We start from the raw sequence: 16,375 nt of genomic DNA, 5'->3' as shown, positions 1-16,375 counted from the left end.
AGGACCGGCAGGCGCACGCCCGCGAGGTCCCGCACACGCGGGAACAGCTCCTCGGCGTCGGCCAGTTGGGGCACCCACTTGGGGTGGACGAAGCTGGTCGCCTCGACGGTGGTCAGACCCGCGTCGGCGAGGCGGTGGATGAACTCCGCCTTGACCTCGGTGGGCACGGTCGCCGACTCGTTCTGCAGGCCGTCGCGCGGGCCGACCTCGTGGATCCTGACCCGCTCGGGCAGGCCCGGGGCGGGGACGACCATCGGCAGGCCCACAGGGCCGTGGGTGCTCATGCCGTCACCTCCTTTTCCTCCGTCGTCTGCTCCTCGTGCGGGGCGATCACCGCGAGGACCTGGTCCATGGCGACCGTGGTGCCCGGGGCGACGTCCAGCTCGGTGACCGTGCCGGCGTGCGGGGCGGAGATGACGTGCTCCATCTTCATCGCCTCCACCACCAGCAGGCTCTGGCCCGCGGCCACCTCGTCGCCGACGGCGACCTTGACCACCGTGACCGTGCCGGGCATGGGCGCGGTGAGCGAGTCGGCGCCCGCGTGGGCGGCACGGGAGAGCGAGGCGGCCACCGGGTCGTGGTCGCGCACGTGCCAGGCCTCGCCGTCGCGGCCGAGCCAGTCCGCGGCGCGGTGGAAGGTGTGGCGGACGCCGTCGAGAGTGACGCTCACCGTGTCGTCGGTGACGGTGTGGGCGCCGCGCGGGACGTACTCCACCGGGTCGCCCACCCGCAGGTGGAAGGCGACCGGCTTCGGCTGCCCGCCCAGCCGCCAGCCGCTCGGCACGGAGAACGGGTCCGTCCAGCCCCCGCCCGCGGGCCGCAGGCCCTCCAGGCGGACGGCCGCGGCGGCCTCGTAGACCTCCTCCGGCACGTCGGTGGAGACCAGTTCGTCGACCACCCGCTCCACCAGACCGGTGTCCAGCTCACCGGCCACCACGTCCGGGTGGGCCAGCAGCCGGCGCAGGAAGGCGGCGTTGGTCTGCACGCCGAGGGTGACCGTCGCGGCGAGCGCGGCGCGCAGTTTGCGCAGCGCGGTGGCGCGGTCGGGGCCGTAGGCGATCACCTTGGACAGCATCGGGTCGTACAGGCTGCCGACCTCGGTGCCCTCGCTGAGCCCGGAGTCGGTGCGCACGCCGTCGCCCTGCGGCTCGCGCAGCCTGAGCACGGTGCCGCCCGAGGGCAGGAACCCGCGCGCGGGGTCCTCGGCGCACAGCCGGGCCTCGACGGCGTGCCCGGTCAGCTCGATGTCCTTCTGGCCGTACGGCAGGGGCTCGCCCGCCGCCACCCGCAGCTGCCACTCCACCAGGTCCAGGCCCGTGACCAGCTCGGTGACCGGGTGCTCCACCTGGAGGCGGGTGTTCATCTCCATGAAGTAGTACGACGACGGGTCGCCGCCGGGGACGATGAACTCCACCGTGCCCGCGCCCCGGTAGCCGCAGGAGCGGGCCGCCTGGACCGCCGCCTCGCCCATCGCGGCCCGGGTCTCCTCGTCGAGGAGCACGCTGGGCGCCTCCTCGATGATCTTCTGGTGGCGGCGCTGCAGGGAGCACTCGCGCTCGCCCAGGTGGATCACGTTGCCATGGCCGTCGGCCAGGACCTGGATCTCGATGTGCCGGGGGGTGTCCACCCAGCGCTCGACGAGGAGGGTGTCGTCGCCGAAGGAGGCGCGCGCCTCGCGGCGGGCGGCCGCGATCTCCTCGGCGAGCCGGTCCTCCTCGCGCACCAGCCGCATGCCCTTGCCGCCACCGCCCGCGGAGGGCTTGAGCAGCACCGGCATGCCGATCTCGCGGGCCGCGTCGGCGAGTTGGCCGTCGCTGAGCCCGGAGCCGCTGGAGCCGGGCACGACCGGAACCCCGGCCGCCCGGACCGTCTCCTTGGCGCGGATCTTGTCGCCCATGAGGGAGATCGCGTCCGCGGGCGGGCCGATGAAGACCAGCCCGGCAGCCTCGCAGGCCCGCGCGAAGCCGGCGTTCTCCGCGAGGAAGCCGTATCCGGGGTGGACGGCCTGCGCGCCGGTGCGGGCGGCGGCCTCGAGCAGCCGCTCGACGGACAGATAGCTCTCGGCCGCGGGCGCCGGACCGATCCGCACCGCCGTGTCCGCCTCCCGCACGTGCCGGGCGTCGGCGTCGGCGTCGGAGAACACGGCCACCGAGCGCACCCCGAGGGCGCGCAGCGTGCGGATGACACGGACGGCGATCTCGCCGCGGTTGGCCACCAGAACTGTGTCGAACATGGTCACTGAGTCCTCCCCCTCACATCCGGAAGACGCCGAACTGGGGGTCACCCAGCGGGGCGTTGGCGCACGCGGTCAGGGCGAGGCCGACCACCTGGCGGGTCTCCAGCGGGTCGATCACGCCGTCGTCCCACAGGCGGGCGGTGGCGTAGTAGGCGTTGCCCTGGTGCTCGTACTGGGCGCGGACCGGGGCCTTGAAGGCCTCCTCGTCCTCGGCGGCCCACTCCTCGCCGCGGGCTTCCAGCTGGTCCCGCTTGACGGTGGCGAGCACGGAGGCGGCCTGCTCGCCGCCCATCACCGAGATCTTGGCGTTGGGCCACATCCACAGGAAGCGGGGGGAGTAGGCCCGGCCGCACATCGAGTAGTTGCCCGCGCCGTAGGAACCGCCGACGACGACGGTCAGCTTGGGGACCCGGGTGCAGGCCACGGCCGTGACCATCTTGGCGCCGTGCTTGGCGATGCCGCCCGCCTCGTAGTCCCTGCCGACCATGAAGCCGGAGATGTTCTGCAGGAACAGCAGCGGGATGCCGCGCTGGTCGCACAGCTCGATGAAGTGGGCGCCCTTCTGGGCGGACTCGGAGAAGAGGATGCCGTTGTTGCCGACGATGCCCACCGGGTGGCCGTGGATCCGGGCGAAGCCGGTGACAAGGGTCTGCCCGAACTCGGCCTTGAACTCGGCGAAGCGGGAGCCGTCCACCAGGCGCGCGATGATCTCGCGTACGTCGTAGGGCGTGCGGGAGTCCACCGGCACCGCGCCGTACAGCCCGAAGGGGTCCACCTTCGGCTCGACGGCCTCGGTGACCTCCCAGGGCAGCGACCCGCGCGCGGGGAGGGTGGCCACGATGTTCCGCACGATGCGCAGGGCGTGGGCGTCGTCCTCGGCGAGGTGGTCGGTGACGCCCGAGACGCGGGAGTGCACCTCGCCGCCGCCGAGCTCCTCGGCGGTGACGACCTCGCCGGTGGCGGCCTTCACCAGCGGAGGGCCGCCCAGGAAGATCGTGCCCTGGCCGCGCACGATCACCGCCTCGTCGCTCATCGCCGGGACGTAGGCCCCGCCGGCGGTGCACGAGCCGAGGACGGCGGCGATCTGCGGGATGCCGGCCCCCGACATCCGCGCCTGGTTGTAGAAGATCCGCCCGAAGTGCTCCCGGTCGGGGAAGACCTCGTCCTGCATGGGCAGGAACGCGCCCCCGGAGTCCACCAGGTACAGGCACGGCAGCCGGTTCTCCAGGGCCACCTCCTGGGCGCGCAGGTGCTTCTTCACCGTCATCGGGTAGTACGTCCCGCCCTTGACGGTGGCGTCGTTGGCGACGATCACGCACTCGCGGCCGCTCACCCGGCCGATGCCGGCGATGACACCGGCGGCCGGGGCCTGTCCCTCGTACATCCCGTCGGCGGCCAGCGGCGCCAGCTCCAGGAACGGCGAGCCGGCGTCGAGCAGCGTGTCCACGCGGTCGCGGGGCAGCAGCTTGCCCCGCGCGGTGTGCCGGGCGCGCGCCCGCTCGCCGCCGCCGAGCCGTGCGGCGGCGAGCTTTCCGCGCAGCTCCTCGACGAGCGCGCGGTGTGCCTGTTCGTTGGCTCGCCAGGCCTCCGACGCGGGATCGGCCGCGCTCGTCAGCTCCGGTGCCTCGTGCATCCCTGTGGTCCCCTCACCCTGTGGTCGACGTGGTCCACTGTTAATGAGCGTTAACCCATTTCCATCAGGTTAACGAGCGCTAACGTCCCTGTCTAGAATTGTTCGCATGGCCACGCGAACCGACGCCCCCACCCGCCGCGAGCAGATCCTCAAGGAGGCCGCCCGGCTCTTCGCCGAACGCGGCTTCCACGGCGTCGGGGTCGACGAGATAGGCGCCGCGGTGGGCATCAGCGGACCGGGTCTGTACCGGCACTTCGCGGGCAAGGACGCGATGCTCGCGGAGCTGCTGGTCGGCATCAGCGGTCAGCTGCTGACGGGAGCCAAGCGGCGCCTGGCGGAGGCCGACGGCGCGGCCCGCCCCGAGGCGGTGCTCGACTCCCTCATCGAGGGCCACATCGACTTCGCCCTCGACGACCGTCCCCTCATCACCTTGCACGACCGTGAGCTGGACCGCCTGCGGGACAGCGACCGCAAGCTCGTGCGGCAGCTGCAGCGGCAGTACGTCGAGCTGTGGGTGGAGGTCGTGCGCGAGGTCCATCCCGGCCTCGCCGAGCCCGCGGCCCGGTCGGCCGTGCACTCGGTGTTCGGGCTGCTGAACTCGACGCCCCACCTGGGGCGGCCGGGGTCGCTGCCCGGGCGGGCCGCTACGGCGGCGTTGTTGCATCGGATGGCCCGGGGGGCCTTCGCCGCGGCGTCGCCTGCGGCTGGCTGAGCGACGGCGCCTATCGGGGTGGGGCGCTTTGTCGTTTTGCGGGTGCGGGTGTGATTCGGCTGGGCGCGCAGTTCCCCGCCCCCCTGGGCAGGGGCGGGCTTCGCCCTGCCCCCTGCCCCTCCTTGTGCGTGACGAGCGTTACGACGGGCTGTTCTTTACGGGTTCATCTACTCGCCGGTACGGTTGTGTGAGCAAGCGCTTAGACAGGTCGATGTGCGTGGAGGTGGCGGCGTGCGCCGTACGGTGTTCAACGAGGATCACGAGGCGTTCCGGGAGACCCTCCGCGCCTTCATCGAGGCCGAGGTCGTGCCCGTCTACGACGAGTGGTTCACGCAGGGCATCGTGCCCCGCGAGTTCTACTACAAGCTCGCCGAGCTGGGCCTCTTTGGCATCAACGTGCCCGAGGAGTTCGGCGGCGCCGGCATCGAGTCGCACAAGTTCGAGGCCATCCAGTACGAGGAGACCGCCCGCGCGGGCGTGACCTTCGGCGGCTCCGGCGTGCACGTCCTGCTCGCGCTGCCCTACATCAAGATGCTCGCCACCGACGAGCAGAAGAAGCGCTACCTGCCCAAGTTCGTCTCCGCCGAGGAGATGTGGGCCATCGCGATGACCGAGCCGGGCACCGGCTCCGACCTCGCGGGCATGAAGACCACCGCCAAGCTCTCCGAGGACGGCACGCACTACGTCCTCAACGGCGCCAAGACCTTCATCACCGGCGGCGTCCACGCCGACAAGGTCATCGTCTGCGCCCGGACCTCCGCCCCGACCGCCGAGGACCGCCGCTTCGGCATCTCCCTGTTCGCCGTGGACACCAAGTCCGAGGGCTACTCCGTCGGCCGCAAGCTGGACAAGCTGGGCCTGCGCACCTCCGACACGGCCGAGCTGGCCTTCGTCGACGTCAAGGTGCCGGTCGAGGACCTGCTGGGGGAGGAGAACAAGGGCTTCTACTACCTCGGCCACAACCTGGCCTCCGAGCGCTGGGGCATCGCCTTCGGCGCCTACGCGCAGGCCAAGGCCGCCGTCCGGTTCGCCAAGCAGTACGTCCAGGACCGTACGGTCTTCGGCAAGCCGGTCGCCCACTTCCAGAACACCAAGTTCGAGCTGGCCGCCTGCCAGGCCGAGGTGGACGCGGCCGAGGCCGTCGCCGACCGCGCGACGGAGGCCCTGGACGCCGGCGAGCTGACCCCGGCCGAGGCCGCCTCCGCCAAGCTGTTCTGCACCGAGGTCGCGCACCGGGTCATCGACCGCTGCCTCCAGCTGCACGGCGGCTACGGCTACATGAACGAGTACCCGATCGCCCGTCTGTACGCGGACAACCGCGTGAACCGCATCTACGGCGGCACCAGCGAGATCATGAAGACGATCATCGCCAAGGACATGGGCCTGTAGGGTCCCCGGAAACCTCCAGGAAAACCGTGCACGATACAACTGACATATGAGTCAGGCACTCCAGTCCCTGCTCGATCTGCTCGACCTCGAGCGGATCGAGCAGGACATCTTCCGCGGCCGCTCGCGCTCCGCGGTCGTCCCGCGCGTGTTCGGCGGGCAGGTCGCGGCGCAGGCGCTGGTCGCCGCCGGGCGCACGGTCCCCGGGGACCGGCTCGCGCACTCGCTGCACGCCTACTTCCTCCGCCCCGGCGACCCGGGCGCCCCCATCGTCTACACGGTGGACCGCATCCGCGACGGCCGCTCCTTCACCACCCGCCGGGTGGTCGCGGTCCAGCACGGGCAGCCCATCTTCCACCTCTCGGCGTCCTTCCAGACGTACGAGGAGGGCCTGGACCACCAGGCGCCGATGCCGCCGGCCCCGGAGCCCGAGACGCTGCCGACCTCCGCCGAGCGGATGCGCGGCTACGACCACCTGCCGGCCGAGGTGGTGGAGCGGTTCATCGAGGCGCGCGAGGCCGTCGACCTGCGCTACGTCGACGAGCCGCCGTTCGGCAGCTTCGGCGAGCCGCGCGAGCCGCACTCGCAGGTGTGGTTCCGCACCAACGGCAAGCTCGACGACGACCCGCTGCTCCACGTCGTCCTCGCCACCTACGTCTCCGACATGACGCTGCTGGACTCGGTGCTGCTCGCGCACGGCCGGGGCGGCTGGGCAGTCGGCGACGTGGTCGGGGCCTCGCTGGACCACGCCATGTGGTTCCACCGGCCCTTCCGCGCCGACGAGTGGCTGCTGTACGACCAGGAGTCGCCCTCCGCGCACGGCGGCCGGGGGCTCGGCCAGGCCCGCATCTACACGCAGGACGGCCGGCTGGCCATCTCGGTGATACAGGAGGGCGTGGTCCGCGTTCCCCGGGAACACTGAGGAGCATGGCGGAAACGGCGCGGCACTCGGCCCAGGACCACAGCGGCGGCGGCGAGAGCACCTTCACGGTGATCGTCGCCGCCCTCGCCAATCTGGGAGTCGCGCTGGCCAAGGCGGTCGCGGGCGTGATCAGCGGCTCCAGCGCGATGCTGTCGGAGGCCGCGCACTCCGTCGCCGACACCGTCACCGAGGTGCTGCTGCTCACCGCGCTCAAGCGCAGCGGTAAACCCGCCGACGAGGACCACCCGCTCGGCTACGGACCCGAACGCTACGTCTGGGCGCTGCTGGCCGCCGTCGCCACCTTCGTCGGCGGCGCGGTCTTCTCCCTGTACGACGGCGTCCACGCCCTCCTCCAGGGAGAGGAGCTCGGCGACCCGCTCGCCTCCTACATCGTCCTCGGCGTGGCCTTCCTGCTGGAGGGCTTCTCGCTGCGCACGGGGGTGCGCCAGGCGCGCGGCGAGGCCTCGCGCCTTCGCCTGCCCTTCCGCCGCTATCTGCGCCGCACCGCGGACACCGCGGTCAAGGCGGTGGTCATGGAGGACTCCGCCGCGCTCGTCGGCCTGCTCCTCGCGGCCGGCGGACTGCTCGGCGGGCAGCTCACCGGCTCCGGCGTCTGGGACGGCATCGCCTCCCTGTGCATCGGCGTGCTCCTGCTGTACGTCGCCTGGGTGCTGGGCCGGTCCAACGTCGAACTGCTCGTCGGCCGCCCGCTGCCCCGCGCCACCCGCGAGCGCATCCGGGAGGAGTTGCTGGCCGTGGAGCACATCGAGGCCGTACTGGAGCTGACCACGCTGGTGCAGGGCCCGCGGGAGGCGCTGGTCGCGGCCAAGGTCGACTTCCGCGACGTGTCGAGCGCGGCCCAGATCGAGTGGGCCTGCGAACGCGCCGAACAGCGGCTGCGCGAGGCGTTCCCCTCGGTCAGCCGCGTCTACCTCGACCCGACACCGCGTTCGGCGGCCGCTACGCCAGTCCCGCCTGGTTCAGGAGATAGGCCGTCATCGGGTCGTAGTAGCGAGGGCTGATCACGTGGTCGTCGAGGGGGACGGTCACCTGGAGGGTGCCCTCGGACTCGGCGAGGAAGAGGGCGGGGTCGTTGCAGTCGGCGTAGCCGACGGAGTCCACGCCGTGCTGCCCCGCGTACCCGGCCCAGCCGTGGTCGGCGACGACCAGGTCGGGCAGTGGGCGGCCCTCGCGCTCCAGGCCGGTGAGCACGGCCCGCATCGGCTCGCCGGAGTGGGTGTGCCACAGGGTGGCCCCGTGCTCCAGGACGGCCACGTCCGCGAACTGCATGACGTAACCCTCGTCCGTCTGCAGCCCGTCCGGGATGACGACGATCTCGCAGCCGGCGCCGCGCAGCGCGGCGGCCGTGGCCCGGTGCACGTCCAGCAGGCCGCCGGGGTGGCCGGTGGCGAACAGCACCCGCTGCTGCCCGTCGGCCGCCTTGCGCAGCCGGCCCGCCAGCCGGTCCAGGGCGGCCACGGTCAGCTCGGGGTCGATGGTGTCCTGGCCGTGGCGCTGCTGCGGGTCGTCGCTGACGCCCACGCGCTCCGCCATCACCGCGAGCACGTCCTGCTCGTCGCTCCAGCGGTCGCCGAGTTCCAGTCCGAGCCAGAAGTTGCGGTCGCCGTTGGCGAGCTTGCGGTAGTGGGAGAGGTTGTTCTCGCGCGGGGTGGCGACGTCCCCGGCGATACGGGTCCTGACGAGGTGGTCGACGAGCTCGGCGCGGCTGGGAGTCCCGGATATCGGCATGGCTCCCATTGTGGGGCAGCGGCCCGTGTCCGTCCCCGGCGTCCGGGCCGCTGGGACGCGGGTCACTCGGATCGATCTTCCCCGTACCCCCGTACCCCCGTACCCCCGTACCCCCGTACCCCCGTACCCCCGTACCCCCGCGCCCGCGTGCCCGGGGCCGGACGGCGGGCCCGTGCGCCCCGGTCAGGCGTGGCGCAGCGCGAACCACAGCTCCATCCGTACGTCGGGGTCGTCCAGGTCGGCCTCCAGCAGGGCCGCGCAGCGGGCGATGCGCTGCCGGACGGTGTTGCGGTGCACCGCGAGGGCGACGGCCGTGCGGTCCCAACTGCCGTGCAGGGAGAGCCAGGTGCGCAGGGTCTCGGTGAGCGCCGGCACCGCGTCGATCGGGGCGAGGAGCGCGCGGGCGTGCGCCTCGGCCTCGCCGGGCGGGACCAGTCCGGCGAGGCCGGGGCGGGAGCCGTGCCGGACCAGGGCGGTGCGGGTGGCGCGGGCCCGGGCCAGGGCGCGGGCGGCCTGGGTGTCGGCGGCCGGCCAGTCGCCGGGCGCGGCGGGGGCGCTGACGCCGAGGGTCCAGCCGGGCTGCGCGGCCGGTTCCCGCCCGGCCGGGACGAGGACCCGTACGACCCCGTCCGCGAGGTCCACCAGCGGTGAGCCGAGGGCCGCGCCGAGCGCGGAGGCGGCCATCGCGTCCGGGGCCTGCGCCTGCGGCCGCGCGTGCACCACGACCCACCGGCCCGGCCCGAGCAGCGGCGCCACCTCCTCGGGCGCGGCGCCCAGCAGCAGCCGTACCAGCGCCGAGGAGCGGGCCGCGCCCGTGCCGCTCTGGTGCTCGCCGGTGAGCAGGGAGAGCAGTACGGCGGCGACGGAGGCGATGGTGTGGTCGCCGGGGTCGCGGTGCGGGGAGGCCACGGCGAGCACGAAGCCCTGGCCGGTGCCGAGGGCGTAGGCGGCGAGGTGACTGCCGCCTGCGGTGTCGGTGGCGGAGGCGGGTGCGGGGCGGGCGGTGCCGGAGCGGGCGGGGCGCACCACCGCGGCCAGTTCGGCGAGGGCCGCGCGCACCTGCTCGGCGGGCTCGCGCCCGGCCGCGGCGATCTCCGTGCCGTCGGGCCCGTGCAGCACCGCGCGCCCGTCCACCCGCTGGGCCAGCCGGCGCAGCACCGAGGGCACCGGGTCGGGGCGGGACGCGGCGGCGGCCAGGCTCTGCTGGGCCTCGGTGACGCGGCGCAGCTCGGCCAGCCTGGCCTGTGCCATCAGCTGCCAGACAGCGCGGGCCACCCCGGAGAAGGTGGTCTGCGGCGGGACCTCCAGGAGCGGCAGGCCGTGCGTGTCGCAGGCCGCGACCAGGGCGGGCGGGACCGTGTCGTGCACCGGGGCGAGTCCGAAGCCGAGCGCCGCGCCGCCCGCCGCGACGATCCGCGAGACGTAACCGTCGAAGTACGTGCCCGCCGGGTCCGTGACCGCCGTCGCCGGCACGTGCACCCCGGCCGTGAGCAGCAGCTCGCCGCCCAGCAGATAGGGGTAGGGGTCGGCCATCTCCGAGGTGTGCGCCCAGCGGATCACGGTGTCCTCGGCCGCCGGGCCCGCGATCCGGCGCAGGGCGAGGTCCTCGCGCGCCAGCAGGGCGGTGAGCGGGACCGGCGGGGTCGGCGGGACCGAAGGGGCCGGTGGGGCCGGTGGGGCCGCCGAGGGTGCCGATGGGACAGCTGGGACAGCTGGGACAGCTGGGCGCTGCGGTTCCTCGGGCGGGGGGAGCTGTGCCTCGGGCATGGTGTGCGTTTCCTCCATCGAGCGCCCGATCGAATGGATGAAACGTACACTTCGCAGTCGCTTTCCGGCCACCTACTGTCAATTCCAGACCGGCAGCCGCGGGTACGGGCGGATGTCCCCGCGAGCCGCTGCCGACGTCCCCACCCCCACGTATCTGCACGACACGCCACCGGGATGTGCGCGAAGGAGGGCCCCACATGGCCGTCGACTACACAGTGATCGTCGTCTATTTGGCCGGCATGCTGGCCATGGGCTGGTGGGGCATGCGCCGCGCCAGGTCCAAGAGCGAGTTCCTGGTGGCGGGCCGCCGCCTCGGGCCCGCGATGTACTCCGGCACCATGGCGGCGATCGTCCTCGGCGGCGCGTCCACCATCGGCGGCGTCGGCCTCGGCTACAAGTACGGCCTGTCCGGCGCCTGGATGGTCTTCACCATCGGCCTCGGCCTGCTCGCCCTGTCGGTGTTCTTCTCCGCCCGCATCGCCCGCCTGAAGGTCTACACCGTCTCCGAGATGCTCGATCTGCGCTACGGCGGCCGGGCGGGCGTCATCTCGGGCGTGGTCATGTGGGCCTACACCCTGATGCTGGCCGTCACCTCGACCATCGCCTACGCCACGATCTTCGACGTCCTGTTCGACATGAACCGCACCGTCGCGATCATCCTCGGCGGCTCGATCGTCGTGGCGTACTCCACGCTCGGCGGCATGTGGTCGATCACGCTGACCGACATGGTGCAGTTCGTGGTCAAGACGATCGGCGTGCTGCTCCTGCTGCTGCCCATCGCGGTCGTCAAGGCCGGCGGCTTCAGCGAGATGAAGGCCAAGCTGCCGACCTCCTACTTCGACCCGCTGGGCATCGGCGGCGAGACGATCTTCACCTACGTCCTGATCTACACCTTCGGCATGCTCATCGGCCAGGACATCTGGCAGCGTGTGTTCACCGCCCGCAGCGACACCACCGCCAGGTGGGGCGGCACGGTGGCCGGAACCTACTGCCTGTTCTACGCGCTCGCCGGCGCCGTCATCGGCACCGCCGCCAAGGTCCTCTACCCCGACCTGGGCAGCGCCGACGACGCCTTCGCCACCATCGTCAAGGACGATCTGCCCGTCGGTGTGCGCGGACTGGTGCTGGCCGCCGCCCTGGCCGCCGTGATGTCCACCTCCTCGGGCGCCCTGATCGCCTGCGCGACCGTCGCCAACAACGACATCTGGTCCCGGCTGCGCGGCATCGTCCGCCCCTCCGGCGAGCAGCACGACGAGGTCAGGGGCAACCGCCTGTTCATCCTGATCATGGGCGTGGGCGTCATCGGCACCGCCATCGCGCTGAACAACGTGGTCGAGGCGCTGACCGTCGCCTACAACCTCCTCGTCGGCGGACTGCTCGTGCCGATCCTCGGTGGCCTGCTGTGGAGGCGCGGCACCGTGCAGGGCGCGCTGGCCTCCGTGATCGTCGGCGGTCTCGCGGTCGTCGGCCTGATGGCGGCCTTCGGCATCCTCGCCAACGAGCCCGTCTACTACGGCCTGCTGTCCTCCCTGGTCGCCTACGTCGCCGTCTCGCTCGCCACCCGCCCGACCGACGAGGCCGTCCTCGCCGCCTGGCGCGAACGCCTCGCCGGACGCACCCCCGAACTCGCCCCCGAACCGGTCCCGGCTCACCAGTAGAGTCGTATGGAAAGCAGTACATGCGCGACGAAGCGCAAGAAAGAAGGCATTTCACCATGAGCAGCAACGAGACGCCCCGCGGCCCCGTCGACTCCTCCCGCGTCCCGCGGTACGCCGGCCCCGCGACCTTCGCCCGGCTGCCCCGCCTCGACGAGGTCGGCCGCGCCGACGTCGCCGTCGTGGGCGTGCCGTTCGACTCCGGCGTCTCGTACCGGCCGGGCGCCCGCTTCGGCGGCAACGCCATCCGCGAGGCGTCCCGGCTGCTGCGCCCCTACAACCCCGCGCAGGACGCGTCCCCCTTCGCCCTCGCCCAGGTGGCGGACGGCGGCGACATCGCCGTCAACCCGTTCAACATCAACGAGGCCGTGGAGACCATCGAGGCCGCCGCCGACGACCTGCTCGGCACCGGCGCCCGCCTGATGACGCTCGGCGGCGACCACACCATCGCGCTGCCGCTGCTCAGGTCCGTCGCCAAGAAGCACGGCCCGGTGGCCCTGCTCCACTTCGACGCCCACCTCGACACCTGGGACACCTACTTCGGCGCCGAGTACACCCACGGCACCCCGTTCCGCCGGGCCGTGGAGGAGGGCATCCTCGACACCGAGGCGCTCTCCCACGTCGGCACCCGCGGCCCGCTCTACGGCAAGCAGGACCTCACCGACGACGAGAAGATGGGCTTCGGCATCGTCACCTCCGCCGACGTCTACCGCCGCGGCGCCGACGAGGTCGCCGACCAGCTCCGTCAGCGCATCGGGGACCGCCCGCTGTACATCTCCATCGACATCGACTGCCTCGACCCGGCCCACGCGCCCGGCACCGGCACCCCCGAGGCCGGCGGCATGACCTCCCGCGAACTGCTGGAGATCCTGCGCGGACTGGCCTCCTGCAACCTGGTGTCGGCGGACGTCGTCGAGGTCGCCCCGGCCTACGACCACGCCGAGATCACCTCGGTGGCCGCCTCCCACACCGCGTACGAACTGACCACGATCATGAGCCGCCAGATCGCGGCGGCCCGCAACGCGTAGGGTCTTTCGTTCGGATCGGGCGAGCCCTGCATGATCCGAACGAGAGGCCCCGGCCTCGAACGCCGTTGCCCGCAAGCCTCCTAGGAGACCGAGCCCCAGTGACTCACGACCACGACCTGGTACTCCGCCCGACGCCCGCCCAGACCGAGGCGGCGCTGAACCCCCCGCCGGGACGCAACGGCGGAGACCTGGTCGTGGAGACCCTCACCGGGCTCGGCGCGACCACCGTCTTCGGCCTGCCCGGCCAGCACGCCCTCGGCATGTTCGACGCGCTGCGCCGCTCGGACCTGCGCTACGTGGGCCTGCGGGTGGAGAACAACGCGGGCTTCGCGGCGGACGCGTACGGCAGGGTCACCGGCGAGGCGGCCCCGCTGCTGCTGTCCACCGGGCCGGGGGCCCTGACCTCCCTGGCCGCGCTCCAGGAGGCCGCCGCCGCCTCCGCGCCCGTCCTGGCGATCAGCAGCCAGGTGCCCACGGCCGGGCTCGGCGGCGGCCGCCACGGCTATCTGCACGAACTGCCCGACCAGGCGGCCTCGTTCCGGGGCGTGGTGAAGTCCGTCCACACGGTCCGCACCCAGTCCCAGATCCCCTCCGCGATCGCGGCGGCCTGGAAGTCGGCGCTGACCGCCCCGCACGGTCCGGTGTGGGTGGAGATCCCGCAGGACGTGCTGCTCGCCGGGACGTCCCTGCCGGTGGTGACGGCCATGGACGCCACCCCGGACGAACTGGCCCCGCGCCCCGAACTCACCGCCGTGGCAGCCGAGTCGCTGTCCCGGGCGGAGCGCCCGGCGGTCATCGCGGGCGGGGGAGTGGTCCGCGCGGACGCCTCCGGGAAGCTGCTCGCGCTGGCCGAGAGGCTGAACGCCCCCGTGGTCACCACCTTCGGCGGCAAGGGCGCCTTCCCCTGGGAACACCCGCTCTCCCTCCAGTCCTGGCTGGAGGACCGGCACACCACCGACTTCCTCGAGGACGCCGACGTACTCCTCGTGGTCGGCTCCGGGCTCGGCGAACTCTCCTCCAACTACCACACGTTCAAACCGCGCGGCCGGGTGATCCAGATCGAGGCCGACCTCGGCAAACTGGAGTCCAACCACCCCGCCCTCGGTATCCACGCCGACGCCCGACTCGCGCTGCAGGCGCTGCTGGAGACCGTGGCGGAGCGGACGGACACGGGTGCGCCGGACCGCGTGCGCGAGGTGCTGGGCAAGGTCCGCGAGCGCATCGCCGCGCAGGAACTCACCCTGGAGCAGGACGTGCTGGCCGCCGTCCGCCGCGCCCTGCCCGCCGACTCCCCGTCCTTCTGGGACATGACGATCCTCGCCTACTGGGCCTGGTCGGCCTTCGACGCCCAGGGCCCCAACACCATGCACTCGGCCCAGGGCGCCGGCGGCCTCGGCTACGGCTTCCCGGCGGCCCTCGGCGCGGCGGCCGCGGACCCCACGCGTCCCGTCCTCGCCGTCTCCGGCGACGGCGGCGCCCTGTACTCGATCGCCGAGCTGGCCACGGCACGCCAGTACGACCTGAACGTCACCTGGCTGATCGTCGACGACGGCGGCTACGGCATCCTGCGCGAGTACATGACCGACGCCTTCGGCCAGGCCACGGCGACGGAACTGACCCGCCCCGACTACGTGGCCCTGGCGGAGTCCTTCGGCGTCCCGGCCGTCCGCACGACCCCGGAAACCCTGGAGACCGACCTGGCGAAGGCCCTGTCGGCCCCGGGCCCGTCGGTGGTCGTCCTCCCGGCCGTACTGCACATGTTCGCACCGACGCACCTCGGGTAACGACTCGTCAAACCTGAGGATGCCCGTACAACCATCCTCGCCCGCCCAGGCGTCAACTGGGCATGACTCACTCGATATCCCGACGTGCCAGAGCGCTCGCGGCGGCCGGTCTCGGGGCCGGGATGCTCGTCCCGTGCGTGGTGGCCGCGACACCCGCCGCGGCCGCCGCTCCCACCGTCAGCTGCACCTCCGGCAAGGCCGGGCTGGCCGCCAAGTTGCAGAAGGACATCACCGCGGCCATGGCCGGCCGCAAGGGCACCATCGCCGTCGGCCTGCGCGACCGCGGCACCGGCACCACCTGCACGCTGCGGGAGTCGACCGCCTACGACTCCGCCAGCGTGGTCAAGGTGACCGTGCTCGGCACGCTGCTGTGGGACGCCAAGAAGCACAACCGGTACCTCACCTCGCGTGAGGTCACGCTCACCAAGGCGATGATCACCCAGTCCGACAACAACGCGACCAGCAGTCTGTGGAAGCAGCTCGGGGTCACCAAGGTCAAGGGCTTCCTCACCGCGGCCGGCATGACCCAGACCAAGCCGGGCGCGAACGGCTACTGGGGCCTGACCCAGATCACCGTGCGCGACGAGCAGAGGCTGCTCGGGCTGATCACCGCGAAGAACTCCGTGCTGAGCGACAACTCCCGCGCCTACATCCTCAAGCTGATGGGCCAGGTCGTCTCCTCCCAGCGCTGGGGCACGCCCGCCGGGGCGCCGTCCTCCGTCTCCGTGCACGTCAAGAACGGCTGGCTGCAGCGGGCCACGCACGGCTGGCGGGTGCACAGCGTCGGCACCTTCAAGGGCGCCGGCCACGACTACATGATCACGGTGCTCACCCAGGACAACAGCACCATGAGCTACGGCGTCACCACCATCCAGAACATAGCCAGGGCCATCCACAAGGACCTGGTCCCGACCACCACGGCCCGCTACACCCCGACCACGACCCCCAGGGAGTCCTTCGTGGCGGTCCCCCCGGGCACCTGATCCAGCATCCCTGGGGCACCCCCGGCGGTGCCTCTTGTTGCGGAGGGATGAAATCCGCAACCGCCGGCGTTGACGCCTTCCGGAAGATCAGGTCGGCTGAAGGAAGGCGGCTCCCGCGTGGGTGCGCAACGGGGATGGGCACGGCGGCTCGGCGGGTACGCCTGGCGTTATCCGAAGGATGTCGTCCTGGCCCTCGGGTCCTCCCTGGCCGGCATGGCCGTGATGGCCGTGGTCCCGCTGATCACCAAGGTGATCATCGACGACGTCATCGGCGCCCACACCCGCTCCATGGCCCCCTGGGCCGGCGCCCTGATCGGCGCCGCCCTGCTCGTCTACGCGTCGGCCTACGTCCGCCGCTACTACGGCGGCCGCCTCGCCCTCGACGTCCAGCACGACCTGCGTACCGGGATGTACGGGACGATCACCCGCCTCGACGGCCGCCGCCAGGACGAGCTGTCGACCGGGCAGGTCGTCGGCCGCGCCACCAGCGACCTCCAGCTGATCCAGGGCCTGCTGTTCA

Annotated in this window: 13 protein-coding genes and 1 pseudogene; 9 read left to right on the top strand and 5 right to left on the bottom strand. The window is 72.5% G+C overall.

Features of this window, described 5'->3' with window-relative positions:
* The 3 genes and pseudogenes from IE249_RS37535 to IE249_RS16745 form a co-directional block, all read right to left on the bottom strand.
* A pseudogene (locus IE249_RS37535) lies at positions 1 to 284 on the bottom strand (hydroxymethylglutaryl-CoA lyase); the annotation flags it as partial.
* A complete protein-coding gene (locus IE249_RS16750; RefSeq protein ID WP_189705623.1) occupies positions 281 to 2,233 on the bottom strand; it encodes an acetyl/propionyl/methylcrotonyl-CoA carboxylase subunit alpha in 1,953 nt (650 codons plus the stop codon). The pseudogene IE249_RS37535 and the gene IE249_RS16750, both read right to left, overlap by 4 nt.
* A gap of 19 nt (positions 2,234 to 2,252) precedes the next feature.
* The gene (locus IE249_RS16745) at positions 2,253 to 3,869 is read right to left on the bottom strand and encodes a carboxyl transferase domain-containing protein (protein WP_189705622.1); all 1,617 of its coding nucleotides are present in this window, start codon (positions 3,867 to 3,869) and stop codon (positions 2,253 to 2,255) included.
* 106 nt (positions 3,870 to 3,975) lie between these two features.
* On the opposite strand from IE249_RS16745, the gene IE249_RS16740 reads away from it, so the two are divergent.
* The 4 genes from IE249_RS16740 to IE249_RS16725 all read left to right on the top strand — a co-directional run bounded on the left by IE249_RS16740 (position 3,976) and on the right by IE249_RS16725 (position 7,911).
* Positions 3,976 to 4,581, top strand: coding sequence for an SACE_7040 family transcriptional regulator (locus IE249_RS16740; protein ID WP_189705621.1), 606 nt, complete (start codon positions 3,976 to 3,978; stop codon positions 4,579 to 4,581).
* Between the two features lie 231 nt (positions 4,582 to 4,812).
* Positions 4,813 to 5,970, top strand: coding sequence for an acyl-CoA dehydrogenase family protein (locus IE249_RS16735; protein WP_189705620.1), 1,158 nt, complete (start codon positions 4,813 to 4,815; stop codon positions 5,968 to 5,970).
* A gap of 46 nt (positions 5,971 to 6,016) precedes the next feature.
* A complete protein-coding gene (gene tesB / locus IE249_RS16730; RefSeq protein ID WP_189705619.1) occupies positions 6,017 to 6,889 on the top strand; it encodes an acyl-CoA thioesterase II in 873 nt (290 codons plus the stop codon).
* A 5-nt stretch (positions 6,890 to 6,894) separates the two neighbouring features.
* The gene (locus tag IE249_RS16725) at positions 6,895 to 7,911 is read left to right on the top strand and encodes a cation diffusion facilitator family transporter (RefSeq protein ID WP_189705618.1); all 1,017 of its coding nucleotides are present in this window, start codon (positions 6,895 to 6,897) and stop codon (positions 7,909 to 7,911) included.
* Here the strand turns inward: IE249_RS16725 and IE249_RS16720 are convergent.
* Together IE249_RS16720 and IE249_RS16715 are read right to left on the bottom strand one after the other, a co-directional pair.
* A complete protein-coding gene (locus tag IE249_RS16720) occupies positions 7,850 to 8,638 on the bottom strand; it encodes a phosphatase (protein ID WP_189705617.1) in 789 nt (262 codons plus the stop codon). The genes IE249_RS16725 and IE249_RS16720 overlap by 62 nt on opposite strands.
* A gap of 183 nt (positions 8,639 to 8,821) precedes the next feature.
* A complete protein-coding gene (locus tag IE249_RS16715; RefSeq protein WP_229858686.1) occupies positions 8,822 to 10,405 on the bottom strand; it encodes a PucR family transcriptional regulator in 1,584 nt (527 codons plus the stop codon).
* 197 nt (positions 10,406 to 10,602) lie between these two features.
* Between IE249_RS16715 and IE249_RS16710 the strand changes: the two genes are divergently transcribed.
* The 5 genes from IE249_RS16710 to IE249_RS37530 all read left to right on the top strand — a co-directional run.
* The gene (locus IE249_RS16710) at positions 10,603 to 12,063 is read left to right on the top strand and encodes a sodium:solute symporter family protein (protein WP_189705615.1); all 1,461 of its coding nucleotides are present in this window, start codon (positions 10,603 to 10,605) and stop codon (positions 12,061 to 12,063) included.
* 56 nt (positions 12,064 to 12,119) lie between these two features.
* The gene (gene speB / locus IE249_RS16705; RefSeq protein ID WP_189705614.1) at positions 12,120 to 13,088 is read left to right on the top strand and encodes an agmatinase; all 969 of its coding nucleotides are present in this window, start codon (positions 12,120 to 12,122) and stop codon (positions 13,086 to 13,088) included.
* Positions 13,089 to 13,186: 98 nt separating this feature from the next.
* Positions 13,187 to 14,872 carry a thiamine pyrophosphate-binding protein gene (locus IE249_RS16700; protein ID WP_189705613.1) on the top strand — a complete coding sequence of 562 codons (1,686 nt, stop codon included), beginning with the start codon at positions 13,187 to 13,189 and terminating at the stop codon, positions 14,870 to 14,872.
* 62 nt (positions 14,873 to 14,934) lie between these two features.
* Complete coding sequence (locus tag IE249_RS16695; RefSeq protein WP_229858684.1) at positions 14,935 to 15,855, top strand: serine hydrolase; 921 nt, start codon at positions 14,935 to 14,937, stop codon at positions 15,853 to 15,855.
* A 117-nt stretch (positions 15,856 to 15,972) separates the two neighbouring features.
* The coding region (locus tag IE249_RS37530) for an ABC transporter transmembrane domain-containing protein (protein WP_268249700.1) at positions 15,973 to 16,375 on the top strand (403 nt) is incomplete at its 3' end.

Source organism: Streptomyces anandii JCM 4720, assembly GCF_014650655.1.
GTDB lineage: Bacteria > Actinomycetota > Actinomycetes > Streptomycetales > Streptomycetaceae > Streptomyces > Streptomyces anandii.
Note: the sequence above shows the minus strand (reverse complement) of the source record. Positions and strands in the feature narration are given on the sequence as shown.

What these genes read in the sequence shown, in the direction of transcription:
- IE249_RS16750 (WP_189705623.1), bottom strand. Translation starts at nt 2,233, where the DNA reads ATGTTCGACACAGTTCTGGTGGCCAACCGCGGCGAGATCGCCGTCCGT.
- IE249_RS16745 (WP_189705622.1), bottom strand. Translation starts at nt 3,869, where the DNA reads ATGCACGAGGCACCGGAGCTGACGAGCGCGGCCGATCCCGCGTCGGAG.
- IE249_RS16740 (WP_189705621.1), top strand. Translation starts at nt 3,976, where the DNA reads ATGGCCACGCGAACCGACGCCCCCACCCGCCGCGAGCAGATCCTCAAG.
- tesB (WP_189705619.1), top strand. Translation starts at nt 6,017, where the DNA reads ATGAGTCAGGCACTCCAGTCCCTGCTCGATCTGCTCGACCTCGAGCGG.
- IE249_RS16725 (WP_189705618.1), top strand. Translation starts at nt 6,895, where the DNA reads ATGGCGGAAACGGCGCGGCACTCGGCCCAGGACCACAGCGGCGGCGGC.
- IE249_RS16720 (WP_189705617.1), bottom strand. Translation starts at nt 8,638, where the DNA reads ATGCCGATATCCGGGACTCCCAGCCGCGCCGAGCTCGTCGACCACCTC.
- IE249_RS16715 (WP_229858686.1), bottom strand. Translation starts at nt 10,405, where the DNA reads ATGCCCGAGGCACAGCTCCCCCCGCCCGAGGAACCGCAGCGCCCAGCT.
- IE249_RS16710 (WP_189705615.1), top strand. Translation starts at nt 10,603, where the DNA reads ATGGCCGTCGACTACACAGTGATCGTCGTCTATTTGGCCGGCATGCTG.
- speB (WP_189705614.1), top strand. Translation starts at nt 12,120, where the DNA reads ATGAGCAGCAACGAGACGCCCCGCGGCCCCGTCGACTCCTCCCGCGTC.
- IE249_RS16695 (WP_229858684.1), top strand. Translation starts at nt 14,935, where the DNA reads ATGACTCACTCGATATCCCGACGTGCCAGAGCGCTCGCGGCGGCCGGT.